Raw genomic sequence first — 25844 nt, forward strand, 5'->3', positions numbered from 1 at the left:
CGCTGAGCCCATTGCGCCGACTCGTTTCTTTCTCTAAAGGCTCGCCATGACGACGACAGCCAATCACACCGACACCGTACTGATTGTCGATTTCGGCAGCCAGTTCACCCAGCTTATCGCCCGCCGCATCCGCGAGGCCGGCGTCTTTTCCGAGATCGTGCCGTTCCAATCAGCCGAAGCGGCCTTCAAGCGCATCAAGCCGAAAGCGGTGATCCTGTCGGGCGGTCCGGCCTCGACCACCGACATCGGCAGCCCGCGCGCGCCGCAGGTCGTCTTCGACGCCGGCGTGCCGGTGCTCGGCATATGCTACGGCCAGATGGCGCTCTGCGTGCAGATGGGCGGCGTCGCCGAAAGCTCCAACCACCGCGAGTTCGGCCGCGCCTTCGTCGAGATCGAGAAGGAGAGCCCGCTGTTCGAAGGCCTGTGGGCGCCCGGCCAGCGCCACCAGGTGTGGATGAGCCATGGCGACCGCGTCATCGAACTGCCGCCGGGCTTCAAGGTGCTCGGCAAGTCGGAAAGCTCGCCCTTCGCCATCTTCGGCGATATCGAGCGCAAGATGTACGGCATCATGTTCCATCCGGAAGTGGTGCACACGCCGGACGGCGCCAGGCTGCTCCGGAACTTCGTCCACAACATCGCCGGCATCGAGGGCGACTGGACGATGCGCGCCTATCGCGAGCACGCGGTCGAAACGATCCGCAAGCAGGTCGGCAAGGGCAAGGTCATCTGCGCGCTCTCGGGCGGCGTAGACTCTTCGGTCGCCGCACTTCTGATCCACGAAGCGGTCGGCGACCAACTGACCTGCATCCTCGTCGACCATGGCTTGATGCGCAAGGACGAGGCGGCAAGCGTGGTGGAGATGTTCCGCCAGCACTACAACCTGCCGCTGATCCTGGTCGACGCCTCCGACCGCTTCATCTCGGCGCTGGAAGGCGAGGCCGATCCCGAAAAGAAGCGCAAGACCATCGGCCGCCTGTTCATCGAAGTGTTCGAGGACGAGGCGAAGAAGCTCGGCGGCGCCGATTTCCTGGCGCAGGGCACGCTTTATCCCGATGTCATCGAAAGCGTCTCCTTCTCCGGCGGCCCGTCGGTGACGATCAAGTCGCACCATAATGTCGGCGGTCTGCCCGAGCGCATGAACATGAAGCTGGTCGAGCCGCTGCGCGAACTGTTCAAGGACGAGGTGAGGGCGCTCGGCAAGGAGCTCGGCCTGCCCGAAAGCTTCATCGGCCGCCATCCGTTCCCCGGTCCCGGCCTCGCCATACGCTGCCCTGGCGGCATCACGCGCGAGAAGCTGGAGATCCTGCGCGAGGCCGACGCCATCTATCTCGACGAGATACGCAAGGCCGGACTCTACGACGCGATCTGGCAGGCCTTCGCGGTGCTGCTTCCGGTGCAGACGGTCGGGGTCATGGGCGACGCCCGCACCTACGAATTCGTCTGCGCTTTGCGTGCCGTGACCTCCGTCGACGGCATGACAGCCGACTTCTACCACTACGACATGAACTTCCTGGGTGCGGCCGCCACCCGCATCATCAACGAGGTCAAGGGTATCAACCGCGTCGTCTACGACGTGACCTCGAAGCCGCCCGGCACAATCGAGTGGGAGTGACGGATACAAACGGCGGCGATAGCCTAGTTTCGGCGGCGGTTTTCGCTGCCCTATGAATTGCCTTCATGTCTCACTCTTACTCGACTGGGGATCTCAATCTTCGAGATGGCAGGCCGATCTGGGCCCGCATCCCGTAAAGTGCTTTCGAATGGTGCGAGCGCTGTAGCGTAGAATTGCCTGCGTAAAGGCGTGTCTGCCTTGCCCTCGTCTCGGCCGTTTAAGCGGGCCTTGCTCGTTCCTGAAGCGGACTATCGACAACAACGCCAGCGTGTTGCGCACAAGCGCTATCCAGCGGCCTCCTGCTCCATCTCTTTCATGTCCTGAAAGCGGTCCGCAATCCGCGGATGGAGCCGGCCACCGTCCGCCGCGCCGATGGCCACGACGATCTCGTCCGCGGCCGGGCCGTCGGCGACCTGAAAGTTGGCGGTGATGAAATGCGAGCGCCGGCCGTTCTCGCTCTTGTGCATCATCGGCAGCGACAGCAGCGCGCCTGGCGCGTTGCGGGTGTTGCAGAACTCGAGATAGGTCGTGCCGCCGACGGCGTCGCGGAACACGTTGCCGAAGCGCAGCGTGTGGATCATGGCCGAGGCGTGCTCGATCTCGCCTGCGACCCCGACGGCCGCGGCCTTGCCATAGCTTTCGATACGTTCCGCCGGCATAAGCGCGAGCAGGCGATACGACCCCGAAATGGTCTCGGAGGTGCTGGAGACGATGACCGGACTGGCCCGCGACGGCATGACCATGGTGTGCGTGACGCATGAGATGGGCTTTGTCCGGGCAGTGGCCGACCGCGTCCTCTTCATGGATGCCGGACAGATCATCGAGGAGGGCACGCCAGGCGCATTTTTCGGCCGCCCGCGTCATGACCGGACGAAGCTGTTTCTCAGCCAGATATTGAAGCACTAATGCATGTCGCGTAAAAGTGTGCAGCGGTTTTGCGATAACGACATGCATGAAAACACAGGCTTAAAGCGCGTCGCCTGAATCCGCTTCAGCGCGACGCGCTTTAGCCTTCCTGGGAAGGCAGAAGACAGAATCCAGTCGAATAGCTACGCGGCACCGTTGATGGTGGACTTTACCTGGCTCGTCCCTGCACGATGCGGTCGATCACCATGGCACAGAGCAGAATGGCGAAGCCCGCGAGCAAACCTTGGCCGACAGCGGCGTATTGCAGGGCGTTGAGTACGTCTTCTCCGAGCCCCTTGGCGCCAATCAGCGACGCGATGACCACCATCGAAAGACACATCAGGATGGTCTGGTTGATGCCGGCCATGATCGACGGCATGGCGAGAGGAAGGTCGACCCGCGTCAGCAGGAACCATCGCGTGGCGCCATAGGCTTGTGCGGCTTCGCGGATTGCCGGCGGAACGCCTTGCAGGCCAAGCGCCGTCAACCGCACGACGGGCGGCGTGCCGAAGATCAGCGTGGCGATCACACCAGGCGGCTTGCCGATGCCGAACAGCGCGATCACCGGGATGAGATAGACGAAGGCCGGCATGGTCTGCATAAAGTCCAGCACCGGCCGCAAGGCGGTGTAGACGCGCGGCCTGCGGCCACACCAGATGCCAAGTGGGATTCCGATCACCAGGCAAAGCACCGCCGAGGTTCCAAGCAGCGCCACCGTTTCGAGACTTTTTTCCCAGAAGCCGAGCAGGGCGAGATAAGCGAGCGCAGCGGCGGTGAAGACGGTGACCCGCGACCCGGCCAACTGCCAGGCGAGGATCAGGATGACCGCCATCGTCACCGGCCATGGCATGCCGGTCAGCGCGTAGGACAGACCGTCGAGTACCAGCGATATGCCGCCGGTGACTGCGCCGAAGAAGCCTTCGCCCGCATGCGATATCTCTTCCATTAGCCCGTCCAGCCCCGACGACAGGCCAACCTGCCAATCGCGATTGGAAGGCGCCGCCATGATCCAGCCGGCCGGGCTTGCCCAGGCGAAACGGTAAATTGAGAGGCCATAGGCCAAGATGCAGAAGATAAACGCGCACAGCGCAAGCGGATAGTTGAGCCCATGCCCCAAAGCCTGGTTCGATCGCCAGCGGGCGAAGCGGCGCTCGAGCAGCCGGTTGGCAAGGAACCCGCTTATGATCCGCGCGAAAAGCAGCGTCAAAAGGCCCGTTCCGATCAGCAAGGGCGCTTTCTGCCCGGCCGCCTGTGCTTGTTCGCTTGCCTTGTCCGCGGCTCTCTGCAACGCCGCGGCCGACGATTTCAAACCCTCGGCATTGTCCGCGCCTGAAGCTTGCGCCGCCTGTGCCTGTTCGGCCCGCGCCGTAGCTTGCTTGGTCAGCCGCTCGGCGCGCGCCTGCTCGGCCGCGCCGAGATTGCCGACCGCGCCGATGCCGACCTGAACGACCGCGAGCATTTCGAGAAAGAAGACGATCCAGAACAGCACCGCGATGCCACGCGCCGCCGCCCAGACCGGACCGAGCACCGCGGCTGCGACGTTGAAGGGCCAGACAGAATTTTGCGCCCGCCGGATACGGGAAAAGGCGTCGACATAATAATGCGGGTTCTGAACGGCGAACTCTTCGACCAGGCGGCCTTCAGTCGGCGGTTCGAGCCGCCCAGTGGCGTGCGGATCATGGGCGCTCACGATTGTCCGCCCTTTCGCAATCCATCCAGGAGAAGCTGCCTGTCGACGACGCCGACAATTGTTCCCTCTGCGTCCGTCACGGCCAGCGGCGCCTCATCCTGGGCCGCGAGTTCCACCAGTTCCCCGAGCGGCTGTTGCGCAACCACCCGACGCAAAGATCTCACGTCCGACTGCGGGTTCTTTGCGCTGAAACCGCTGACGGGCTCCATGATGCGACCGGCGGTGATCACCTTCAGCCGCGAAATGTCGGCGACGAATTTAGCCACATAGTCGTGCCTGGGAGCCGTCACGATGTCTTCGGGCGTGTCGATCTGGATGATGACCCCGTCCTTCATGATGGCGATGCGGTCGCCGATACGGATCGCTTCATCCAGGTCGTGGGTGATGAACACCACTGTCTTGCCCATCGACCGCGAGAGTTCCAGGAATTCATCCTGAAGCTGACGCCGGATCAGCGGGTCGAGTGCACTGAACGGCTCGTCCATCAGAAGGATAGCCGAATCCGCCGCCAGCGCGCGGGCCAAGCCGACGCGCTGCTGCATGCCGCCCGAAAGCTCGTGGCAGTAGCGGTCGCCCCATCCCGAGAGATTGACCTTGGCGAGCGCTGCCTCGGCGACGTCGAAGCGTTTCTGCTTGCTCGCCGCCTGGATTTCCAGCGGCAGCGCGACGTTGTCGCGCACTGTGCGGTGCGGCAGCAGCCCGAAGCTCTGAAACACCATGCTGACCTTGCGCGACCTGATCGTCCTCAACTCGGCAGGCGTCTTCGTCATGATGTTCTCGCCGTCGACGAAAATCTCGCCGGCGGAGGGTTCGAGCAGTCGGTTGATATGGCGGATCAAGGTCGATTTGCCGCTGCCCGACAGACCCATCACGCAGAAGATTTCGCCGGGTGCGACCGAGATACTGACATCGGCCACGCCGACGACGCAGCCGAACCGCTTGACCACGTCCTGCTTGTCCAGCCTGTCGCGCAGGATGGATGCCATGGCCTCGGGCGCGCGCGGACCGAACACCTTCCAGACGCCGTTCATGACGATAGCGGGCGGAGCGGCCGAGCCGCTCCGCTTAGGGTTCAGGTTGGCCGACACGGCGTCCACGCCTACGCTTCCCGGCCATGGTCGCCGTGCGCCACTCCGCTCAGTGGCCGAACCACTTTGCCACGTCGCCCGGATGGGCCTTGATCCACTCCTTGGCCACTTCGTCGGCCGGCTTCTTGTCGACGATGATAGCGTATGCCCATTTCGAGATGTCGTCCGGGTTGAAGCTCATACGCTCCAGCGCCGCCGTCAGGTCCGGCTGGCGCTGCGCCAGCGTGGCAGCATAGGCAACATGCACGGTGGTGTCAGCATAGGCCGACGACACCTTCGATTTTTCGAACCATTGCGGATCGTCGTTGGGCTGCACGACGACGAATTTCGCCGGGTCGTTCTTCGGCTCGGTCAGGAAGGCGAGCTTGTAGCGGGCGAAATTCTGGTGTGGGCTGTAGCAATAGCCGACCCATGGCTTGTCGGCTTTCGCCGCGCGGTCGAGCGAGGCCGCCGCCACCGCTTCGTCGGTGACCTGCAGGTCGAAGAAATCGGCAAAACCGTAGTCACGCGCCCTGACCTTCTCGATGTTGGTCGACTGCCAGCCAGACGCGCCGATCCACATCTCGCCTTTGCCGTCGCCATTGGTGTCGAACAGCTTGGCGTTGTCCGGGTTGGCGAGATCGGAGACATCCTTGATGTGATATTTGTCGACCGTGACCTGGGTGACGCAATACCCCTGCTTGGCTTCGTAGCCGTTTTGGGCGAGCTTCACGGTGCCAGCGCCCTTGACGTACTTGTCGACAAGGCCTTGCTGGTTGGGCAACCAGACGTCCGGCCAGATATCGACCTCGCCCTTGCCGCGATTCATCGCTTCCCAGATCACCGGAACGGCGGTGGTCGTCACCGTCGAAACATCCAGCCCCAGTTCCTGCTCGGCCGCGTTCTTGATGACGTTCATGACCGCCGTCGCGGTGGCGTAATTCGGGTCTGGCATCGTCACGTCGGCAGCATAAGAAGAAGCCGCGGGCGTCAGCAGAAGGACGCCGAGTGCGGTCTTGAGCAGGTAGTCTTTCATGGTGTTCCCCAACTTGGTTGCGCTGATTTCATTCAGTCTACCCATCAGGTTAGCGGAACATGCAGGCAATCCATCCCAAATTTCATCACATAAGGAAAATCGATGGAGTGCATAAGGTCGCTGGCGTTCCGCAACGTGCTCTGAGCAAGGTCGCTCTAGAAATAGGCTTGATCGGGCTCACTGGCCTTCCGGTTGGCAATGAAGGCCTGCAGCGCCTCGTCGATCGCCGGATCGAGGCCGGGGTCGTGGTAGTCCTCGAGCAGCCCCTTCCATTGCCGGTTGGCGCGCTGCGCGGCATCCAGCCGTCCTTCCTCGTTCCACTGCTCGAAGGAATTGTTGTCGCTGATGGAGGATCGGTAGAAGGCGGAAAGGAAGTTGGCTTGCGTATGCTCGCTGCCGAGGAAATGCGAGCCCGGCCCGACTGCCTCGATGGCCTCCATCGCTTGCGCGTTGACGGAAAGATCGATGCCCTCGAACAGGCTGGCGAGCTTGCCGCAGAGGTCGGCGTCGATGACCGTCTTCTCGAAGCCGGTCACTAGCCCACCCTCGAGCCAGCCGGTGGCGTGGTTGATGACATTGGCGCCGGCAAACATCGACATCAATATACCCCAGGTCGCCTCCTGCTCGGCCTGGGCATCGGGAAGCTTGGAAGCCGACAGCGAACCGACGGTGTGGAACGGCACGCCGACGCGCCGCGCCAATTGCCCACAGGCAAGCACCATCTTGCCGGCCTCCGGCGTGCCGAAGGTCGGCGCGCCGCTCTGCATCGAGATGGTGCTGGCGAAGCTCCCCATCAGGCAGGGCGCGCCGGGATTGATCAACTGCACGAGGCTGAGGCAGGCAAGCGCTTCGGCCAGCACTTGCGCCAGCGTGCCGGCGACGGTGCAAGGACTCATCGCGCCAGCCAGTGTCCAGGGCGTGCAGGCGACCGGCTGGTTGTTGCGCGCATAGACCTTCAGCGAGCCCGACATGTTGGCGTCGAGCACCAGCGGCGCATTGGTGTTGGAGACGTTATAAAGCACGGCGTTGTTGGCGACGAATTCTTCGCCGAAGACGATCTTGGCCATGTCGACCGCGTCCTGCGCCCGCTTCGAGCCGATGAACGCGCCCATGAAGGCGCGGTCCGAATGACGGATGTGGGTATAGAGCATGTCGAGATGGCGCTTGTTGGCCGGCAGGTCGACCGGCTCGCAGACGACGCCGCCCGAATGATGCAGATGCGGGATCATCTGGTGCATCTTCACCAGATCGCGAAAATCCGCGATCGTCGCATAGCGGCGGCCGCGATCGAGGTCATGCACGAAGGGCGGTCCCCAGGATGGGCAGAGCACCGTATTGTCGCCGCCGATCATCACCGTGTTCTCGGGATTTCGCGCATGCTGCTTGAATTGCGAAGGCGCGGTGGCGCGGATGATCTTGCGGCACATGCCGGGCTCGAAGCGTACCCTCGTCCCCTGCACGTCAGCGCCGGCGTTGCGGAAGATATCGAGGATCTCGGGATCGTCATGGAATTCCATGCCGACTTCCTTGAGCAACTGGTCGGCATTGGCTTCGATCAGGCTCAGCCCCTCCTCATCGAGGATGTTGAAGGTGCCGATCCTGCGGCGGATATAGGGGCGCCGCGGCGCCTGCCGCGCGCTGCGCTGGCCGAGCCTTCCTGCGCGGCCGCCGGTTCTCGGAGCATGCGTTTCGGTGGTGATCGTCGCTTCCTTGTCCATGGTCTGCTCCGATATCAAGCGGGCGTTAAGGCAGACTGCTCGGCGGGCTGAAGTCCGCGAAGCCGCATATTGGCTGGGTCGTAAGGCGCCTCGCGAAGCTCACGCGTGGAGAACTCCCGGCCGAGGATGGAAACCGTCAATTGCTGCGGCGAGATACCGGGCCGCAGATAGGCGAGGGCAAGCGTCTTGCGGGTCCGGAAACCACGCGCGCCGGAGGTGACGATCCCGACGGGGCGGCCTGCCTGCATCACCGCGTGGGCGTAGAAAGGCAGACGTTCACCGTCATCGTCGATCTCGAGCAACGCCATTGTCCAGGAGCTGTCGCCGACGCGTGCCAGCATCGCCTCGCGGCCGACGAATGTCCGCCCCTCGGTTTTGACCAAAGCGCTCAATCCAGCCTCCAGCGGCGTCCGCTCGGTGGTCAGGTCCGCGCCCCAGCCGCGATAGCTTTTTTCCAGCCGCATCGCGTTCAGTGCATAGATGCCAAACGGACGTAGGTCGAACTGCGCGCCGGCCTTGGCGACCGCTTCGTAAAGCTTACCGAATTGCGCGAGCTGCACATGCAATTCCCACCCGAGCTCACCTGCATAGGAGACCCGAAGTGCAGCCGCCTTGATGCCCGCCACCCGGATGATCTGCGCGGAAAGCCAGGGAAATGCCGTATTCGACAGATCCGCTTCGCAGATCTTTGCCAGCAGGTCGCGGGCGCGCGGCCCCATCACCCCCAGCACCCCCCGTCTTTCCGTGACGTTGTCGATCGTCACGCCAGGAAATTCCGCGGCGCGCGAGCGCAGCAGATCCTCGTCATGCCTTTCCGCGAGGGCGGCGCTGGTGAGATAGAACCCGTCATCGCCGAAGCGCGTCACGGTAAATTCCGACGCCACGCCGCCATTCGCCGTCAGCACGTGAATGAGGCCGATGCGGCCGAGGCGTTCGGGTGGCCGGTTGGCGCCGAGCGACGCCATGAACGCGCTGGCGCCGGGCCCGCCGATCTCGAATTTGGAAAAGGCGGAGAGGTCGATGGCGCCGACGCTGTCCTGCACGGCAAGGCACTCGCCACGCACGGCGTCGAACCAGCCGGGCTTGCGGAAGGTCAGCGGCGGATCGCGGTCGGCGCCTTTGACGGCGAACCAGTTTGGCCGCTCCCAGCCATAGGCGACGCCCAGCACGGCGCCCTGGCTTTTTTGAAGGTCCAGCGCCGGCGTCGTGCGACGCGGCCGGCCGGCGTCGCGTTCTTCGTTGGGATAGTGGATCCCGAATTGCAGGCCGAACCCTTCGACCGCCTTGTCGATGCGATAGTCGCGGTCGGCATAGTTGCCGAAGCGGCGCGGATCGATGGCGAGCGCATCGCTGCGCGGCGCCCCGTCGATGATCCAGTCGGCAAGGAAACGGCCGGCGCCGCCGCCTTCCATCACGCCCATGCTGGAGCCGGTGAGCAGCCATGCATTGCCGAGGCCAAAGGCAGGGCCGATCAGCGGGTTGGCGTCGGGCGTGAAAGTGATCGGGCCGTTGACCACTGTCTTGATGCCGGCATTGGCGAGCGCTGGCACCCGGTCCATGGCCAGCGCGATGATGTGCTCGACGCGGTCGAGATCGGGCGGCAGCAATTCCATGCCGAACTCCGGCGGCACCCCGTCGATCGCCCACGGATGGGCCGACTTCTCATAAGGGCCGACGATGTAGCCGTCGCGCTCCTGGCGCAGGTACCAGCTTTCTTCCGGATCGCGGATGATCGGCAGTTCCTTGGCGCCGGCGGCGATGCGCTCGGCGATTTCCGGAACGGTGTCGGTCACGACATATTGGTGCAGCATCGGCACGACAGGCAGGTCGATGCCCATCATTGCGCCGATCTCTCGGCACCATGTGCCGGCGGCGTTGACGATATGCTCGGCAACGATGTCGCCCTGCTCCGTGCGCACCAGCCATTCGCCGGACGGCTTGCGCTCGATCCCCAGTACCGGATTATGCCGCACGATCTCGGCGCCACGCGAGCGCGCGCCAGCGGCCATGGCATTGGTGGCCAGTGTCGGATCGACATGGCCGTCATTAGGCTCGTAGATTGCGCCGATGACCTCGTCCGTGTGGCAGAGCGGATAGATATCCTTGAGCTCGGCTGGACTGAGGATGTGGAAGTCATGACCGACGAACCGGCCGAGCCCTTGCACATGGCGGAACTCATCCATGCGGGCTTTCGAGCGGGTGATGCGCAGCGCGCCGCTGGCATGAAAGCCGGTTGGCAGTCCGGTCTCGGCGGTCAGTATCTCGCGATAGAGCCGCACCGAATGGGCGCGCATCTCCATGATCGTTGCATTGTGGGCGAAATGCGTGCAGAGCCCCGCCGCATGCCAGGTTGAGCCTGCCGTCAGCTCCTGTCTCTCGACAAGCATGACATCGCTCCAGCCTCGCTTGGCAAGGTGATAGAGCAGCGACACGCCCATGGCGCCACCGCCGATAATGACCACGCGGGCATGTTGTCTCATAGCGTCTCCTCCGCATGTCCGCGCATGCGCATTCCGGTTGGGTCGTAAGGCGGTTTGTCGAGCGTACGCATTTTGTAGCGTGTGCCGGCGACCGCGATTTCGTAGTCAGACTGAAAGAGCTGCGTTTTCGGCTCGCCCGGATCGCTGGCGACGTAGCCAAGGCAAAGGCTGAGGCCCGTGCGCGCGCCGAGCCCGCCCGAGGTCGTCAATCCGGCCAGCTTGCCGTTTCGATAGATCGGCTCGTCATGCAGCAGAAGGGGGTTAGCTCCTTCAACGGCGAAATGCATCAGCCGGCGCTGTACGCCCTCGGCCTTCTGCCTAAGCAGCGCCTCGCGGCCGATGAAATCGCTCTTCTTCCAGGATACCGCAAAAGAGAGGCCCGCCTCCAATGGCGTGTCCTTCGGACCGATATCGTGTCCCCAATGGCGGTAGCCTTTTTCCAACCGGCAGCCATCGAGTGCGTAGTGCCCGCAAAGCGCCAAGCCATAGCCGCTGCCAGCCGAGATGATCGTGGCAAACACGCTTTCGGCATGCTCTACCGGCACGTAAAGTTCGAAGCCGAGCTCGCCGACAAAACTGACTCGGATGGCGCGGACGTTGGCGGTGCCGATATCTATGCGTTGTGAGGTGGAAAATGGAAATGCCGCATCGGAAAGATCGGCGTCGGTCAGGTCTTGCAGCAGGTCGCGCGAGCGCGGCCCCATGATGCCGAGAACGGCCTCAGCGGATGTGGCGTCGAAGACCGAAACATTGAGGCCAAGATCTTCGGCATGGCGGCTAATCCAAGCGAGGTCTTTCTGCCTTGTCGCTGCACCCGAGATCACACGGAAAGCATCCGCTCCGACCCGCGCGATCGTCACGTCGGCCTCGATGCCGCCGCGCGCATTGAGCATCTGTGTATACACGGCGCGGCCTTCGGGCCGGTCGACATCGGCCGTGCACAGCCTCTGAATCAGCTTGGCCGCGTCGCGTCCGCGCACGTCGATCTTGGTGAAGGGCGAAAGCTCGAACAATCCGACGCCTTGCGCCATCCGCTCGGCTTCGGCCTTGGCCGCGCCCCACCATTTCTGGGTTCCCACGGAGTAGCCGCGCGTCTCCTCTCCGCCGAACCACAGCGGACGCTCCCAGCCGGTCGGTGCGCCGAACACGGCGCCGGCTTCTGCGAAGGTCCTATGAAAGACGGAACGCCTCACATCGCGACCGGCGGTTGCCTGCTTGTAGGGCCAATGCATGCGGAAGAGATCGGCAACTGATTCTTCCATCCTGGCGCCGACAAAGGAACGCGCCGCAGCCGAGCGGTCGAAACGGGCGATATCGAGCGCCCAGAGATCAAGCCCGGGCTCGCCGTCGACGATCCACTCGGCCATCGCCTTGCCAGCACCGGCCGACGACATCATGCCGGTCGAGTTGAAGCCGGCGGCGACATAGAAGCCGCGCAGATAGGGCGACTCGCCCATCAGCGGACGTGTATCCGGCGTAAAGCTCTCCGGCCCGTTCATGAAATGCCGTATGCCGGTTTGCGAAAGCGCCGGCAGAAGCTTCAGCCCGGCAGACATGAACGGTTCGAACTGCTCCCAATCCTCCGGCAGTTCGAGGAAAGGCCTGTCACCCGCCGGTCCGCGGACGTCGAAGATCTTGGCATTCGGCTCGAACCCGCCCAGCACCAGCTTGCCGGAATCGCCCTTGATGTAGATGCCTTCGTCGAGGTCGCGCAGGATCGGGAACGGATCCTGCAGGCCGGTGATCGGCTCGGTCACCACATACATGTGCTCGACCGCCTGCAGCGGCACCGGAACGCCCGCCAGCGCGCCGATATCGCGTGCCCAGGCGCCCGCGCAGTTGACGACGATCTCGCAATCGATGGTGACGCCCGTAGCCAAAGTGACGCCGGCGACCCGGCCATTACGGGTCACTATGCCTGAACAAGACGCCCCTTCCAGGATACGAATCCCGGCGGCGCGCGCACGTTTAGCGTAGGCGGCACAGATGTCGACCGGATTGGCCTGACCGTCTTCCTCGACCCAGAGCGCGCCTTCAACCCCGTCGGCAACGATGCCGCGCACGCGTTCCGCCACGCCGGCCTGATCGACGATCCCCACCGTCAGGCCGCAGACATCGCCCATATGCGCGATGCGCTTCAACTCGTCCATGCGCTCCGGACGCCGCGCCAGCCAGAGGCCGCCGGTGCGCCTGTAGCCGGACGCCTGGCCGGTCAGCTCCTCGAGGCGTGGAAACAGCTCGGTCGCATATTGCGCCAGCCTTGTCAGGTTGAGGCTGGCGCGCAACGGACCGACGATTCCGGCTGCATGCCAGGAAGTGCCGCTGGTCAGCTGGTGGCGTTCCAGGAGGACGACATCGCTCACACCCAATTCAGCCAGGTGATAGGCTATGCCGAGGCCAATGACTCCGCCGCCAATGATCACGATGCGTGCGCTGTCATTCACCTTGTAGCTACCTTTGCTGGATCGAACCGGGCGATCTTTTCCGCCAAGCCTCTTGCGCTCAACCTAAATTTCGCAACATTAGGAAAACTTATGGAGCCTTGAGGGCGGAGTTGCGGGTGAAGAGCGGCAGTTTCGATTTCAATCTGTTCCGGTCGATCGAGGTGTTCGTCGCCATCGTAGAGACCAGGCATGTAACGCAGGCGGCGCAGATGCTGGGCATGACGCAATCGGCCGCTTCCCAGCATCTGAAGAATCTGGAAAGCGCGCTCGGCGTCAGTCTGATCGACCGCAATCTGCGACCGATCGAGCTCACCAAGGCCGGCATCGCCTTGCATCGCCGCGCGGTCGCCATACTGAGCGAGGTCGAGGGCTTGCGCACGGATGCGCGGCGCGTCAACGCGGCGCCGCTGCCGCTTTTGCGCATCGCGCTTCTGGCGTCGATCGCGACCACCCTGGCGCCGGCGCTTTCGGTGCTGGCCCGCAAGAACTTCGGCATTCCCGAGCTCAGCCTGTTCGCGGGGCTCGCTACCGACCACGTCGCCTTGCTGCGCGCTCGCCGCGCCGACCTTGCGGTTACGTCGGGAGAGTTGTTCGAGATCGAGGGGCTGACGCGCTATCCGGTGATGACCGAGAAATTCCTGCTGGTGACGCCGAAAGGCTTTGCCGGCGATGTCGGCGACATCGTCAAGCTGTCCAAGAAGCTTGCCTTCGTGCGCTTCTCGCGCGAGACGCCTGTCGGCCTGCGCGTCGATCAGCATCTCAGCCGGCTGCGCATCGAGATTGCGCGCGCCATGGAAGGCGATCGTTCCAGCGTGGTGATGGCGCCGGTGGCCGCTGGCATGGGCTTCGCCATCCTGACGCCGACCTTGCTCATCGATGGCCTAGCGGAAGGCATGGAGATCGACGTCCATCCTCTGCCCTTCACCAGCCTGTCACGCAACATTCTGCTGGTGGCGCGTGAGCGCGAACTCGGAAATATCCCCGAGGCTTTCGCCGACCGCACCGCGGAAGTGCTGACCCAGGCGATCAGCACGCGCCTGCCCGGCCTTCCGGCCGACTGCTACACGCTCGACCGCCCCTCGAGGAGCGACTAATCAGCTTCATCAGTTATCCTGATGACGAGCTTTGCCGGTGTGCGCGCCACGCATTCCGTGTTTTCAATCTCCGGAATTCGCAACACTGGAGATACGGCATGAACGCTCCGCACGTCCATTCAAGTCTGGACATCGACTGGTCGACCGAGGCGATTGTCGATCGGCGGAACCGCTTCTATTCGGCCTCACAGCGCAAATTCGTTCCCTATAAGGAACCGCTGATCCTCAAGCGCGGCAGGGGCCAATATGTCTGGGACGAGAAGGACCGCAAATACATCGACCTGCTCGGCATGAACCTGTGCATCTCGGTCGGCCACGCCCATCCGCAGGTGGTCAAGGCCGCCACCGAGCAGGTGAGCGAGCTGACGCATTGCACGACGATGTTCTACCATCCGGTTCCCGCCCAATACGCCGAGGAACTGGTGGCGACGATGCCGGCCGGTCACGATTGGGTCGTGCATTTCACCAACAGCGGCGCCGAAGCGATCGACCTTGCCTTGCTGATGGCGCGCTCGCACACCGGCAGCATCGACATGCTGGCGCTCGGCTCAAGTTATCACGGCGCCACATTCGGCGCCCAGTCGGTAACAGGCATAGCCGGTTTTCGTCATCAGGTGCCGCAACTCGGCGGGGTGACGTTCGTAGCCGAGCCCAATCAGTATCGCGGCGTCCACGGCGAAGGCGTGCAGCCATATCTGAACGAGGTGGAGCGCGCCATATCCAGCTCGACCAGCGGCCGGTTGGCCGGCATGATCATCGAGCCGGTGCAGGGTTATGGCGGCATCGTGCCGATGCCTGCCGGCTACATCGCCGGCGCTTTCGAACGCGTGCGGGCGGCGGGCGGCGTCTGCATCATCGATGAGGTGCAGTCCGGCGTCGGACGCACTGGCGATGCCTTCTGGGCGTTCGAATCGCACGGCGTCGTTCCCGACATCGTCGTCGTCGCCAAGGGTGTCGGTAACGGCATTCCGCTCGGCGCCGTCATTGCCAGGCGCGCCGTCGCGGAGTCCATGGCCGACAAGTTCCTGTTCCACACCTACGGCGCCAATCCCGTCGCCTGCGCGGCAGGCCGCGCGGTGCTCAAGGTGATGCACGACGAGCGGCTGCAGGAGAATGCCGCCAAGGTCGGCGGCGCGCTGAAGGAAAGGCTTCAGGAGCTAAAGAAAGATTTCCCGCTGATCGGCGACGTCAGGGGACAAGGCCTGATGCTCGCCATCGAGCTGGTGAAGGACCGCGCAACGAAGGAGCCGGCGCCCGAAGCAACCTTGCAGGTCTTCGAGGAAACCCGGCGTCAGGGCCTCATCGCCAGCCGCTCGGGTCCGTACCGCAACGTCATCAGAATGTGCCCGCCGCTCTGCCTGTCGATGGCCGACCTCGACAATGTGGTGGACAGCTTCGTGCGCAGCTTCCGCATGGCGACATCTTGCTGACCCGCTCTTGGCGTCAATGGCGAGATTTGGATGAAATGATTTGGGTCCCGTTGGTCAATTTTCTCGATCTTGCTGATGTGACCTGCTGAACATAGCGCGCGGCCCCCGGATATCGAAAAGGCTCACCGACGATCCGTGCGGCAATCGCTGGCAACAACGTGCGAAGGGCGGGCCTCAACCGGCCGGTCGAAACGGTTTTGCCAGCGAGGCTGGAAAATGCAGCGCCAATATCTGGCGGTTACGCGAGATCAGCACCAGCACCACGATCGTCGCCAGATAAGGCAGGGCCGACAGCAGTTCGGATGGGACCTGAAGACCTAGAGCCTGTCCTTGGAGTTGCAGGATCGTCATGCCGCCGAATAGCCAGGCGCCGAGCAGAACGCGCAGCGGCCGCCATGTCGCGAAGACCACCAGCGCCAAGGCGATCCAGCCTTTGCCCGCGGTCATGTTCTCGACCCAGAGCGGCGTGTAGGCGACCGACAGATAGGCGCCGGCGAGGCCTGCCATCAGCCCGCCGAACAGCACCGCCATGTAGCGGATCCGGATCACTGGATAGCCGATGGCGTGGGAGGTCTGCGGCGATTCCCCGATCGTGCGCAGGATGAGGCCTGCCTTGGTGCGATAAAGGAACCAACTGATCGCCACGAACATCAAGAGTGCCAGGTATACAAGCGGATCGAAGCGGAAGAGCAGCGGGCCGAGCACCGGCAGTTCGGAGAGGATGGGAATGCTGACGCCATGCAGCGCTTCGATCGGATCGCTGCCGAAGCCGCGGCCGATAAATGCCGACACGCCGGAACCGAAGATCGCCAGCGCCAAGCCGGCGGCATACTGGTTGGTGAGAAAAGTTAGCGCCAGCACGCCGAAGAGCAGTGAGGCGGCAGCGCCGGCCAGCGCGCCGGCGAGGATTGCAACGGGCATCGGATAGCCGGCCGTGACCGCCCAGAAAGCAAGCGCCGCACCCATCAGCATCATGCCTTCGATGCCGAGATTGAGCACGCCGGATTTCTCGACCACGAGCTCGCCGAGTGCGGCGAAGATCAGCGGCGTGGCGGCGATGATGGTGCCGGTGAAGATGGCGATGAAGAGTTCCATCCGATGTCTCCCGCTATCGCGCCGTCTCGGGCGCATGCGCATCAGGGACTGGCCGCACCAGGCGAATGCGATAGAAAATGAAGAAGTCGGCTGCGAGCAGGAATAACAGCAGGATGCCCTGGAAGATGCGCGTCAGGGCCGAGGGCAGGGCAAGCGTCATCTGCACGCCTTCGCCGCCGAGGAAAAGCAGCGACATCAACAGCCCGCCGAGCACGATGCCGAAGGCATTCAGACGTCCGATGAAGGCGACGATGATGGCGGCAAAGCCGTAGCCGGGCGAAATCTGCGGCGAAAGCTGTCCGAGCGGTCCGGCAGCTTCCGCCATGCCGGCAATGCCTGCCGCGGCGCCGCCAGCCAGCAATCCGATCCACACCGCAGCCGACTCGCGAAAGCCGGCATAGCGAGCGGCGAGCGGGGCCGCGCCGCTGACCGACATCTTGTAGCCGAGGAAGCTGCGGTCGGCGAACAGCCACATCAAAAGCACGGCGACGACAGTGATGAAGATCGAGGAGTTCACCCGGTAGGCCGGATCGAAGGACTGAAACATCGCGGCCGCCGGCAGAAGCGCCGTCTGCGGATAGTTGAAGCCGGCGGGATCGCGCCATGGTCCATGCACCAGATAGGACAGGAACAGCGTCGCGATATAGGTCATCATCAGCGTGACCAGGATCTCGTTGGTGTTCATGCGCGAGCGCAGGAAGGCGGGGATCGCCGCCCAGGCCATCCCGGCGGCCATCCCGGCCAGGAACATCAGCGGCAAGAGCAGGGCGCTGTCCGGGTTCGGCCAGAACAGGCCGACGCCGCTCGCGGCAATCGCGCCCATCGTGAATTGCCCCTCGGCGCCGATGTTCCAAACATTGGCGCGAAAGCCGATCGCCAGTCCACAGGCAATCAGGATCAGCGGTGAGGCTTTCAGCAACCATTCCGAGAGGCCATTCATCGAGCTCAGCGGCTCGATGAAGAAGGCATAGAGCGTCGGCAGCGGATCATGCCCGAGCGAGGCGAAGAAGACCGAGCCGACGATCAGCGTCAGGACGGACGCCAGAACCGGCGCGGCGATGCGCATCGTGGCGGAAGGCTCCGGCCTCTGTTCAATCCTGATGCGCAACGCTGCTGCTCCCAGTCTTGTTCTGGCCCATGGGCCGGCCGGTCATCAACAGCCCGATCTCCTCGCGGTCGGTGCTGGTGCGCGCCAGCGGCGGCGATACGCGACCCTGGCAGATGACGAACAGCCGGTCGCAGATCTCGAACAGTTCATCGAGTTCTTCCGAAACGACGAACACCGCGGCGCCGGCGCGGCTCAGGTCGACGATGGTCTGGCGGATGAAGGCGCTTGCCCCGACATCGACCCCCCAGGTCGGCTGCGAGACGAGCAGCAATTTTGGCGCCAGCGCGATCTCGCGGCCGACAATGAATTTCTGTAGATTGCCACCGGACAGGCTCTGCGCCGTCGAGCCGGGGCCATTGGCCTTGACCTTGAACCTGTCGATGATGCCGGCGGCGAAGGCGGCGGCCTTGCGGCGGTCGACGAGACCCTTGCGGACCGTGCCGAAGCGATGGGCGGTCAGCACGGCGTTTTCCCACAACGTATGCGACGGCACGGCGCCGCGCCCGAGCCGTTCCTCGGGAATGAAGGCGAGGCCGAGCTTGCGGCGCTCGTCGGGCCGCAAGGTGGCGGCCGGCGCTCCGTTGATTTTGATCGCGTCGCCTTGGCCATGCCGGCGCTCGCCGCTGAGCAGCGCGATCAACTCGGCCTGGCCGTTGCCGGAGACTCCCGCCAGGCCGACGATCTCGCCGCCATGCACGTTGAAGGAGACATCCTTAAGGTCGACGCCGAAATGGTCGCGTGCGTCGGCTGAAAGATTTCTGACCTCGAGCACCGGCCTGTCGCTGGGAATGGCGGGGCTGACATGCATTTCCGGCAGCCTGGAACCCACCATCATGCGGGCAAGCTCCAGCGAGGTCGTTTCCTTCGGCCGCGCGGTGCCGGTGACCTTGCCGTTGCGCAGCACGGTCGCGGTGTCGCAGAGTTCCTGCACCTCGTCGAGCTTGTGGCTGATATAGACGATCGAACAGCCTTCGGCCGAGAGCTGCCGTAGCGTGTCGAACAGCTTGACCACGGCCTGCGGCGTCAGCACCGAGGTCGGCTCGTCGAGGATCAGGAGTTTTGGCGCCTGTAAGAGGCAGCGCACGATCTCGACGCGCTGCCGCTCGCCGACCGACAGGTCATGCACCTGGCGATACGGGTCGATGGGCATGCCGTAGCGCAGCGAAAGCTCGCGGATCTTTTCGGCAAGCGAAGGCAAGTGGAAGGCGCTGCTCGCCGACAGCGCGATGTTCTCGACCACCGAGACCGACTCGAACAATGCGAAATGCTGATAGACCATCTCGATGCCGAGCGCGCGCGACGTCGCCGGATTATGCGCCGCGATAAGCTTGCCGTCGCAATAGATGTCGCCGGAATCGGCTTGCGCCGCTCCGTAGATTATCTTCATCAGCGTCGATTTGCCGGCGCCGTTTTCGCCGAGCACCGCATGGATCTCGCCGGGTTGAATCGACAGCGAGACGTCGTCATTGGCGACGACGCCGGGATAGCGCTTTGAGATGTTGCGCAATTCTAGTCGCGGATGCATGGCGGGTCCTGCCGGGCTTGCAGCGGGGTTGGACGGGAACCAGACGGGGGACGCCGGAAATTGCCGTTCGACGCCCCCCTTTTCTTCGAATGCGATCAGCTCAATTTGCCGATCATTCCCTTGACGAACCAGTTCATGCCACGGATGCTGTCGTCGTCGAGCACCGATCCGGCCGCGACCTTGACGGCGCCGTCCTGATCCTTCAGCTCGCCGCCATAAGGATGCACCTTGCCGCTGCCGATATCGGCTTCGAGCTGCTTCAGCTTGGTCTTGGTGTCGGCCGGTATGCCTTCATTGTAGGGCGCCATCTTGACCACGCCCGCTGCCAGTCCGTCCCAGCGCACTTCCGGTTTCCAGCTGCCCGCCGCTACAGCCTTGGCGGCGCCGACATAGTCGCTGGTCCAGTCGAGCACGAAGGAGGTGAGCTGCTTGCCGGAAGCGAATTTCGACATGTCGCTGGCGTAGCCGATCGACCACGCGCCGCCTTCGCCGGCGACCTGCACGCCGGTCGCCGTGTCGGTCATCGAGCAGATGACGTCGCAGCCCTGGGAAAGCAGTGTCTTGGCGGCTTCCTTCTCCTTGCCCGGATCGAACCAGGAATTGAGGAAGATGGCGTTGCAGGTGGCGTTCGGGTTGACGCTCTGGGCGCCGAGCAACAGCGCGTTGGCCGGGCCGACGATGTCGGGGATCGGGAAACCGCCGATGAAGCCGATCTTGCCCGACTTCGACATGTAGCCGCCCGCCGCGCCGGCGACGAAGGTGCCTTCATAATACTTGGCTTCGAAGGTGCCGAGATTGGCGAGATGGACGATGCCCGAGCAATGCTCGAAAGCGATCTTGGGGAAGCGCGGTGCCACCTTCTGCATCGGCGTGCCATGCGAGAAACTGGTGCCGAAGATCAACTGATTGCCGGCGCTGGCAAGCTCGCGGAAGACGCGCTCCGCATCCTGCGGCATGAAGATATTGTCGATGACGGTGAGTTTCGCCTTGTCGCCGAATTCGGACTTGATCGCCTCGACGCCGAGGCTGTGCTGCTTGGTCCAGCCGATCTCGGCGATCGGCGAGACATAGACGACGCCGATCTTGAGCACGTCATCGGCCCTGGCGATGGTGCTCAGTCCTCCGGTGCCAAGTGCCGCACCCAGCGCGCCACTGTATTTCAGGAATCCACGTCTGGTCAGCTCGTTCATGATTGTAACCCTCTGTTGGCTTTTTTGGTTGACGCCCGGCTTTTCGGTGCCGGATCTTGCTTGGGGAGATGGACATGCACGTGCGCCGTGCCGTCGCCATTGCCGGATTGGTGTGTCGGCGCTCGCGGCGCGATCGGAGCCGCGCCGTCGACCCTGCCGTCGAGATAGGGCGCTAGCGCCTCGGCCGGCGTCATTTCCGCATAGACTTCGCGATCCATGATGTAGCCGCGCACCACCGCGCGGTGATGGGTGTCGATCAGGTCCATGGCCTGCTTCAGCCGGCCCTTTTCGAGAAGGTCGACGACGCGTGAGTGGTCGTCGAGCAGATTGCAATAGTCGAAATCGGCCGTGATCAAGGAGCGTAGCAGCGTCGTACGGCGCACGAGCTGGGCATGGATTTCCTGCATCACTTTGTTGCGGCTCAGGCGCACGAAGACCGAATGGAATTCCTGGCCGAGCACGTCGGCCAACGCATCGTTGCCGGCGGTGACAGCCTGGCGCTGGCGTTCGACATGCTGACGCAGCTCAGCCCATCCAGCGGGGCCGAGGCGATCGCTGAGCTGGGCGGCGACGCCCTGTTCGACAAGCGTCAGCGCGTCGTAGATCTCCATCGCTTCCTGCATGCTCGGCTTGGCGACGAAGGCGCCGCGATTGCGCTCGATCTGCGCCAGCCCGTCATCGGCGAGCCGGATCAGGGCCTGGCGCACGACGATGCGGCTGACGTCGAAAATTTCGGAAAGCTCGCGCTCGCCGAGCTTGCAGCCGGGTACCAGCCGATGGTCGATGATGGCGCGCGTCAGGATATCCGCTATCGTCTGGGAACGGCTGCTCAAGGCGCGGTTCTCCGCGAGTTCGAGGACATGATCAGCAGGCTTTCCGTAGTGAAGACATGCCCCGTCGCGATGCGACATATCTCAAATTCAGAATTCCATACATCGGAAGTCAATCGCTGAAATCTGTCAACACAAAAATACGCTTTGGCTGACAAAAAATCGTTGATTGATATCCAATCTTGTGTTTTCGTTATGTCGAAACGCCGGGCTAGGTTCATGGTGAAGGGCTAGCCGAGTTGGAAGGGATGCCGATGGCTACCCACTGCGTCGACCGGGAGCTTCTGAACGACTGGCATATCGTTGCCGACCAGGAATCGCTCTCCGCGGATATGCCATTTCCGACAAGGCTGCTCGGCGTCGACCTGGTCGTCCGTAAGCGCGTGGACAAGGCCGAGGTCGTCCGTGCCGATAATGGCGCCGTCGTCAACTCAGCCGAACGTTATGGCTTCATCTGGGCTTGCCTCGACAAGCCCTGGCGCGAGATCGTCTACATTCCCGAGGCCAATGAAGCGGATCGTCACCTCGTCAGCGGCGGGTCGATCGCGGTCAAGGTGTCCGGCCTGCGCGCCGTCGAGAACTTCCTCGACATGGGCCACTTCCCTTTCGTTCACACCGGATGGCTGGGCGAGGAGCCGCACACCGAAGTGGCGCCTTACAATGTCGAGATCACCGCGCAGGACGAGGTTCTGGCGACCGAGTGCAAATTCTATCAGCCCATTGCTTCGCCCACCGCCAAGGAAGGTTTCGTCGTCGATTACATCTACAAGGTAATCCGGCCCTATACGGTGGCGCTCTACAAGAGCAACCCGATCCAGAAGCACCGGCTCGACGTCATCACGCTCTTCGTGCAGCCGGTGGACGAAGAGAACTGCATCGCGCATCCATATCTTTGCTATCTCAAGGAAGGCATGGAGGCGGCGACCGTGCGTAGCTTCATGCAATTGATTTTCGCGCAGGACAAGCCGATCCTCGAGAACCAGGTTCCCAGGCGCCTGCCGCTCGATCCGCGCGCCGAGACACCGATCCGCGCCGATGCCGTCTCGGTCTCCTACCGGCGGTGGCTGCGCGATCGCTCCGTCACTTACGGCGCCATACCGGCGCGAGCCTGATCACGATGTCCGCTGCATGCAAAGGAAAGACATTATGACGAAATGCACGGACCCTGTGGTGCTCAATCTCTGGCATCCGATTGGTGCGATCGCCGAGGCTGTCCCCGGCTCCGTCCAGCAGACGGTACTGCTCGAGGAGCGCCTCAGCTTTTCGGTCGACGTGAGTGGTGAGCCGGTGGTCTGGCGCTCGCGGCCAGACCTGCGCCGGGCCGACCACGTAGCGGCGCCCGATAGGCTGCCGGCGAAAAGCGCCTATGGCTATGTCTGGACCTCGCTGGGTGAGCCTTCGGCCGACCTCTTCCCGATTCCCGAATATGCCGAGCCCGACCGGCGCCGGCTCAACGCCGCGACCTTCGGCGTCAACGTCTCGGCGCCGCGCGCCATCGAGAACTTTCTCGACATGGGCCATTTTCCATATGTCCACACCGATATCCTCGGCGCCGAACCGCATACCGAAGTCAAGGAATACGATGTCGAGATTTCGGTCGACCGCGACGAGATTCTGGCGACCCGCTGCCGCTTCTTCCAGCCGATGGCCTCGACCGCCTCGGACGGCGGCGCCGATGTCGACTATGTCTACCGCGTGCCGCATCCCTATTGCTCGGTGCTCTATAAATCGAGCTCGGTCGACGAGAGCCGGCGCGATGTGATCGCCATCTTCCTGCAGCCAGTCGACCAGGAGCATGTACGCGCCCACATGCTGCTTTGCGTGCTGGACGAGAACAGCGAAGACAAGGTGATCAAGCGCTTCCAGCAGACGATCTTCGGCCAGGACAAGCCGATCCTGGAAAACCAGGTGCCGAAGCGTCTGCCGCTCGATCCGCGCGCCGAAACCCCGATCCGCGCCGACAAGTCGGCCATCGCCTACCGGCGCTGGCTCAGCCAGAAGGGAGTGACCTACGGGGTCATACCCGCGGCGGCCTGACTAGCACATTTTTGGAGACGACGAATGCTGGAAGTAGCCAAAAGCCAGTGGCATCCGATCGCCGCTGCCCATGACCTGCCGTTCCGCCATGTGTTCCACGGCCAGTTGCTCGGTCGCGAGTTCGCGGTCTGGCGGGCCGATGACGGCTATGTCAACATCTGGGAGAACCGTTGCCTGCATCGCGGCGTCAGGCTGTCGATCGGCATCAATGACGGTCGCGAGCTGAAGTGCCAGTATCATGGGTGGCGCTATTCCAACCGTACCGCCGGCTGCACCTACATCCCTGCGCACCCTGCCGATGCGCCGGCCCGCACCATCACCAACCGCACCTATCCGGCGGTCGAACGCTACGGGCTGATCTGGTCGTCGGAAGAGGCGCTGGGCGAGGTGCCGGATGTCGCGGGCCTCGCCGAGGGCAAGCTGCTCGCGTTGCGTGGCATTCCGGTCAATGCGCCGGCCGGCAAGATCGCGCAAGCGCTGAAGGCCTATCGCTTCCAGCCCAGTGGGGCGATCGATGGCGATGGCGCCGAAACTACCGTCGAGGCCAGCCAGGATTTTGCCGTGGCGCTTCGTTCGCGCGACGGCGGCACCGAGACGCTTGGCGTCTTCTTCGTCCAGCCGGTCGATTCCAACCGTTCCGTCATTCGCGGCGTTCTCGACCGGGACGCTAAAGGGGCCGCGCGCATCGCCGTGCTGCGGCATCACAATGAACGGCTTTCAAAACTGCGCGACGAGGTCGAGCGCGAGGTGGCGAATACACCGGCGCCGGCGCCGATCGAGCCGGTCTATGAGCGGGTGTCGGCCGAACTCGCCGAAATGCCGGAACTGACCGTGCATGGCCGCAAGGCAGCGCTGCGGGTCACGGTGGCTAGGAAGTGGCAGACGGCCGACGGCATTGCCGGTTTCGAGCTGCGGCCGATCAAGGGCATCCTGCCGACCTTCCAACCGGGCGCGCATATCGACATCCATATGCCCAATGGCGAGATCCGCCAGTATTCGATCACCAACGGACCCGGCGAAACCGACAGTTTCACCATCGGCGTCAAGCTGGAGCGGGATTCGAAGGGCGGCTCGAAATGCATGCACGAGACGGTGCGTGAAGGCGATATCCTGGCGATCTCCGAGCCGCGCAACAATTTCCCGCTGCGCCGCGATGCCATCAAGACGATCTTTGTCGCCGGCGGCATCGGCATCACACCGCTGCTCGCCATGGCGCAGGCGCTCAAGAACCAGGAGCTGACGCATGAGCTGCACTATTTCGCGCAAGGCGAGGAGCACCTCGCTTTCGCCGATCGCCTGAAGCTGCTCGGCGAGTCACTGAGGCCGCATCTTGGCCTGTCGCCGGATGCGACCGGCGCCGAGCTTCGCCGCGTGCTCACAGGCTATCGGAACGGCATGCACCTCTACATCTGCGGTCCCGGGCCGATGCTAGAGGCGGCGCGCCGAATCGCGGCCGAACAGGGCTGGCCCGACAGCGCCGTGCATTTCGAGTATTTCAAGAACACCAACAAGATCGACAACAGTTCGAGCTTCGAAGTGGCGCTCGCACGCTCCTGCGTCACGCTGCAGGTGCCAGCCGGCAAGACGATCCTGCAGGTCATGCGCGAGAGCGGCATCGACGTGCCCTCCTCTTGCGAGCAGGGCGCCTGCGGCACCTGCGTGGCGACGGTGATCGAAGGCGAGCCCGACCATCAGGACGTCTATTTGAACGACGCCGAGCGCAAAGCCGGAACGAAGATCATGACCTGCGTCTCGCGTGCCAAGTCGGCCCGCCTCGTGCTCGACATCTAGGGGCTAATTATGATCACGCTTTACGACTACGAGCTGTCGGGCAATTGCTACAAATTGCGGCTCTTGATGAGCTTCCTCGGCATGACCCATAAGACGGTGCCCGTCGACTTCTACCCCGGGCGCGAGCACAAGTCGGAATGGTTCCTGAAGCTCAACCCGCTCGGACAACTGCCGGTCATCGACGATGATGGCCTGATCCTGCGCGATGCTCAGGCGATCCTGGTGTATCTGGCGTCGAAATACGATCCGTCCGGCACGTGGTACCCGAGGGACAATCCGGCGTTGGTCGGCGAGATCAGCCAATGGCTGGCCTTTGCCGACGGCATCACCGGGACTGCATCGGCCGCGCGCCTCCACGATGCGCTGTTTTACGATTTCGACGTCGATGCCGCGCGCGCCGGCGCGCACCGGCTGTTCCGTATCCTCGACGAACATCTCTGGTTCGGCGAGCAGGAGGGTCGCCTGTGGATATGCTCGGCCGCGCATCCGACGATCGCCGACATCGCCTGCTTCCCCTACATCATGCTGTCGGAAGAGGGCGGTATTCCGCGTCAGGATTATCCGGCGATCCGCCGCTGGTGCGATCGCGTGAAGCGCATCAAGGGTTTTATCGTCATGTCGGGCGTGTTCCCGGCCGGGCCAGCCAGGGCCGCGGCGTAAGTTTCAATAACAGGCCGGGCGTTCGCGTCGGCAAGCAAATTTGGGAGGGAAGAAATGAAAACGCGTGCCGCCGTTGCCGTTGCCGCCGGAAAGCCGCTTGAGATCATGGAGGTGGACCTCGAAGGCCCGCG

At 63.4% G+C, this 25844-nt stretch carries 18 protein-coding genes and 2 pseudogenes; 8 read left to right on the plus strand and 12 right to left on the minus strand.

Going from position 1 to position 25844, the window contains the following annotated elements; translation table 11 throughout:
- Positions 1–46 precede the first annotated feature (46 nt).
- Positions 47–1612, plus strand: a complete 1566-nt coding sequence (gene guaA, locus FJ414_RS09820) for a glutamine-hydrolyzing GMP synthase (RefSeq protein ID WP_140643949.1) — start codon at positions 47–49, stop codon at positions 1610–1612.
- Between the two features lie 284 nt (positions 1613–1896).
- Here guaA and FJ414_RS09825 read toward each other — a convergent pair.
- A pseudogene (locus FJ414_RS09825) lies at positions 1897–2274 on the minus strand (amino acid synthesis family protein); the annotation flags it as partial.
- 16 nt (positions 2275–2290) lie between these two features.
- On the opposite strand from FJ414_RS09825, the pseudogene glnQ reads away from it, so the two are divergent.
- Positions 2291–2518, plus strand: a pseudogene (gene glnQ, locus FJ414_RS09830) (glutamine ABC transporter ATP-binding protein GlnQ); the annotation flags it as partial.
- A gap of 169 nt (positions 2519–2687) precedes the next feature.
- On the opposite strand, the gene FJ414_RS09835 reads toward glnQ, so the two are convergent.
- The 6 genes from FJ414_RS09835 to FJ414_RS09860 all read right to left on the minus strand — a co-directional run bounded on the left by FJ414_RS09835 (position 2688) and on the right by FJ414_RS09860 (position 12953).
- A complete protein-coding gene (locus FJ414_RS09835; protein WP_210239661.1) occupies positions 2688–4208 on the minus strand; it encodes an ABC transporter permease subunit in 1521 nt (506 codons plus the stop codon).
- Positions 4205–5305 carry a betaine/proline/choline family ABC transporter ATP-binding protein gene (locus tag FJ414_RS09840; RefSeq protein WP_246672356.1) on the minus strand — a complete coding sequence of 367 codons (1101 nt, stop codon included), beginning with the start codon at positions 5303–5305 and terminating at the stop codon, positions 4205–4207. Before FJ414_RS09840 ends, FJ414_RS09835 begins: the two co-directional genes overlap by 4 nt.
- 40 nt (positions 5306–5345) lie before the next feature.
- The gene (locus tag FJ414_RS09845; RefSeq protein ID WP_181181580.1) at positions 5346–6311 is read right to left on the minus strand and encodes a glycine betaine ABC transporter substrate-binding protein; all 966 of its coding nucleotides are present in this window, start codon (positions 6309–6311) and stop codon (positions 5346–5348) included.
- 155 nt (positions 6312–6466) lie between these two features.
- Positions 6467–8029 carry a trimethylamine methyltransferase family protein gene (locus tag FJ414_RS09850; protein ID WP_140643953.1) on the minus strand — a complete coding sequence of 521 codons (1563 nt, stop codon included), beginning with the start codon at positions 8027–8029 and terminating at the stop codon, positions 6467–6469.
- Between the two features lie 14 nt (positions 8030–8043).
- Positions 8044–10509, minus strand: coding sequence for an FAD-dependent oxidoreductase (locus FJ414_RS09855; protein WP_140643955.1), 2466 nt, complete (start codon positions 10507–10509; stop codon positions 8044–8046).
- Positions 10506–12953, minus strand: coding sequence for an FAD-dependent oxidoreductase (locus FJ414_RS09860; RefSeq protein WP_140643957.1), 2448 nt, complete (start codon positions 12951–12953; stop codon positions 10506–10508). Before FJ414_RS09860 ends, FJ414_RS09855 begins: the two co-directional genes overlap by 4 nt.
- 116 nt (positions 12954–13069) lie before the next feature.
- Here FJ414_RS09860 and FJ414_RS09865 point away from each other — a divergent pair, with 116 nt between their 5' ends.
- Entirely contained in the window at positions 13070–14047 is a 978-nt protein-coding gene (locus FJ414_RS09865) for a LysR family transcriptional regulator (protein ID WP_181167160.1), read from the plus strand.
- A gap of 98 nt (positions 14048–14145) precedes the next feature.
- Entirely contained in the window at positions 14146–15477 is a 1332-nt protein-coding gene (locus FJ414_RS09870) for an aspartate aminotransferase family protein (protein WP_140643961.1), read from the plus strand.
- Between the two features lie 174 nt (positions 15478–15651).
- Here FJ414_RS09870 and FJ414_RS09875 read toward each other — a convergent pair whose 3' ends face one another.
- From FJ414_RS09875 to FJ414_RS09895, 5 genes are all read right to left on the minus strand, one after another.
- Complete coding sequence (locus tag FJ414_RS09875) at positions 15652–16572, minus strand: ABC transporter permease (protein WP_140643963.1); 921 nt, start codon at positions 16570–16572, stop codon at positions 15652–15654.
- A gap of 13 nt (positions 16573–16585) precedes the next feature.
- Positions 16586–17680, minus strand: a complete 1095-nt coding sequence (locus tag FJ414_RS09880; protein WP_140643965.1) for an ABC transporter permease — start codon at positions 17678–17680, stop codon at positions 16586–16588.
- Positions 17664–19205 (minus strand): ABC transporter ATP-binding protein, encoded by a 1542-nt coding sequence (locus tag FJ414_RS09885; RefSeq protein WP_140643967.1) that lies wholly within the window; start codon positions 19203–19205, stop codon positions 17664–17666. The genes FJ414_RS09880 and FJ414_RS09885 overlap by 17 nt, the downstream gene beginning before the upstream one ends.
- 95 nt (positions 19206–19300) lie before the next feature.
- A complete protein-coding gene (locus FJ414_RS09890; RefSeq protein WP_140643970.1) occupies positions 19301–20395 on the minus strand; it encodes a BMP family ABC transporter substrate-binding protein in 1095 nt (364 codons plus the stop codon).
- Positions 20392–21228: a GntR family transcriptional regulator gene (locus FJ414_RS09895; protein WP_140643972.1), complete on the minus strand. Its 837-nt coding sequence runs from the start codon at positions 21226–21228 to the stop codon at positions 20392–20394. Before FJ414_RS09895 ends, FJ414_RS09890 begins: the two co-directional genes overlap by 4 nt.
- Positions 21229–21479: 251 nt before the next feature.
- On the opposite strand from FJ414_RS09895, the gene FJ414_RS09900 reads away from it, so the two are divergent.
- From FJ414_RS09900 to FJ414_RS09915, 4 genes are read left to right on the plus strand one after another with little or no spacing between them, the layout of a single operon-like run.
- Complete coding sequence (locus FJ414_RS09900; protein WP_140643976.1) at positions 21480–22337, plus strand: aromatic ring-hydroxylating dioxygenase subunit alpha; 858 nt, start codon at positions 21480–21482, stop codon at positions 22335–22337.
- A gap of 34 nt (positions 22338–22371) precedes the next feature.
- Entirely contained in the window at positions 22372–23262 is an 891-nt protein-coding gene (locus FJ414_RS09905) for an aromatic ring-hydroxylating dioxygenase subunit alpha (protein WP_246672357.1), read from the plus strand.
- 24 nt (positions 23263–23286) lie between these two features.
- The gene (locus tag FJ414_RS09910; RefSeq protein ID WP_140643982.1) at positions 23287–25053 is read left to right on the plus strand and encodes a Rieske 2Fe-2S domain-containing protein; all 1767 of its coding nucleotides are present in this window, start codon (positions 23287–23289) and stop codon (positions 25051–25053) included.
- 9 nt (positions 25054–25062) lie between these two features.
- On the plus strand, positions 25063–25713 hold the full coding sequence (locus FJ414_RS09915) for a glutathione S-transferase (RefSeq protein WP_140643984.1): 651 nt from the start codon (positions 25063–25065) through the stop codon (positions 25711–25713).
- The last annotated feature ends 131 nt before the right edge of the window (positions 25714–25844 follow it).

Origin of the sequence: Mesorhizobium sp. B3-1-6 (assembly GCF_006439555.1) — a bacterium.
Classification (GTDB): Bacteria; Pseudomonadota; Alphaproteobacteria; order Rhizobiales; family Rhizobiaceae; genus Mesorhizobium.

Excerpts from the sequence above, each read along its gene's own strand:
- guaA (WP_140643949.1), top strand. The coding sequence starts at position 47 with ATGACGACGACAGCCAATCACACCGACACCGTACTGATTGTCGATTTC.
- FJ414_RS09845 (WP_181181580.1), bottom strand. The coding sequence starts at position 6,311 with ATGAAAGACTACCTGCTCAAGACCGCACTCGGCGTCCTTCTGCTGACG.
- FJ414_RS09850 (WP_140643953.1), bottom strand. The coding sequence starts at position 8,029 with ATGGACAAGGAAGCGACGATCACCACCGAAACGCATGCTCCGAGAACC.
- FJ414_RS09855 (WP_140643955.1), bottom strand. The coding sequence starts at position 10,509 with ATGAGACAACATGCCCGCGTGGTCATTATCGGCGGTGGCGCCATGGGC.
- FJ414_RS09870 (WP_140643961.1), top strand. The coding sequence starts at position 14,146 with ATGAACGCTCCGCACGTCCATTCAAGTCTGGACATCGACTGGTCGACC.
- FJ414_RS09875 (WP_140643963.1), bottom strand. The coding sequence starts at position 16,572 with ATGGAACTCTTCATCGCCATCTTCACCGGCACCATCATCGCCGCCACG.
- FJ414_RS09885 (WP_140643967.1), bottom strand. The coding sequence starts at position 19,205 with ATGCATCCGCGACTAGAATTGCGCAACATCTCAAAGCGCTATCCCGGC.
- FJ414_RS09890 (WP_140643970.1), bottom strand. The coding sequence starts at position 20,395 with ATGAACGAGCTGACCAGACGTGGATTCCTGAAATACAGTGGCGCGCTG.
- FJ414_RS09900 (WP_140643976.1), top strand. The coding sequence starts at position 21,480 with ATGGCTACCCACTGCGTCGACCGGGAGCTTCTGAACGACTGGCATATC.
- FJ414_RS09905 (WP_246672357.1), top strand. The coding sequence starts at position 22,372 with ATGACGAAATGCACGGACCCTGTGGTGCTCAATCTCTGGCATCCGATT.
- FJ414_RS09910 (WP_140643982.1), top strand. The coding sequence starts at position 23,287 with ATGCTGGAAGTAGCCAAAAGCCAGTGGCATCCGATCGCCGCTGCCCAT.
- FJ414_RS09915 (WP_140643984.1), top strand. The coding sequence starts at position 25,063 with ATGATCACGCTTTACGACTACGAGCTGTCGGGCAATTGCTACAAATTG.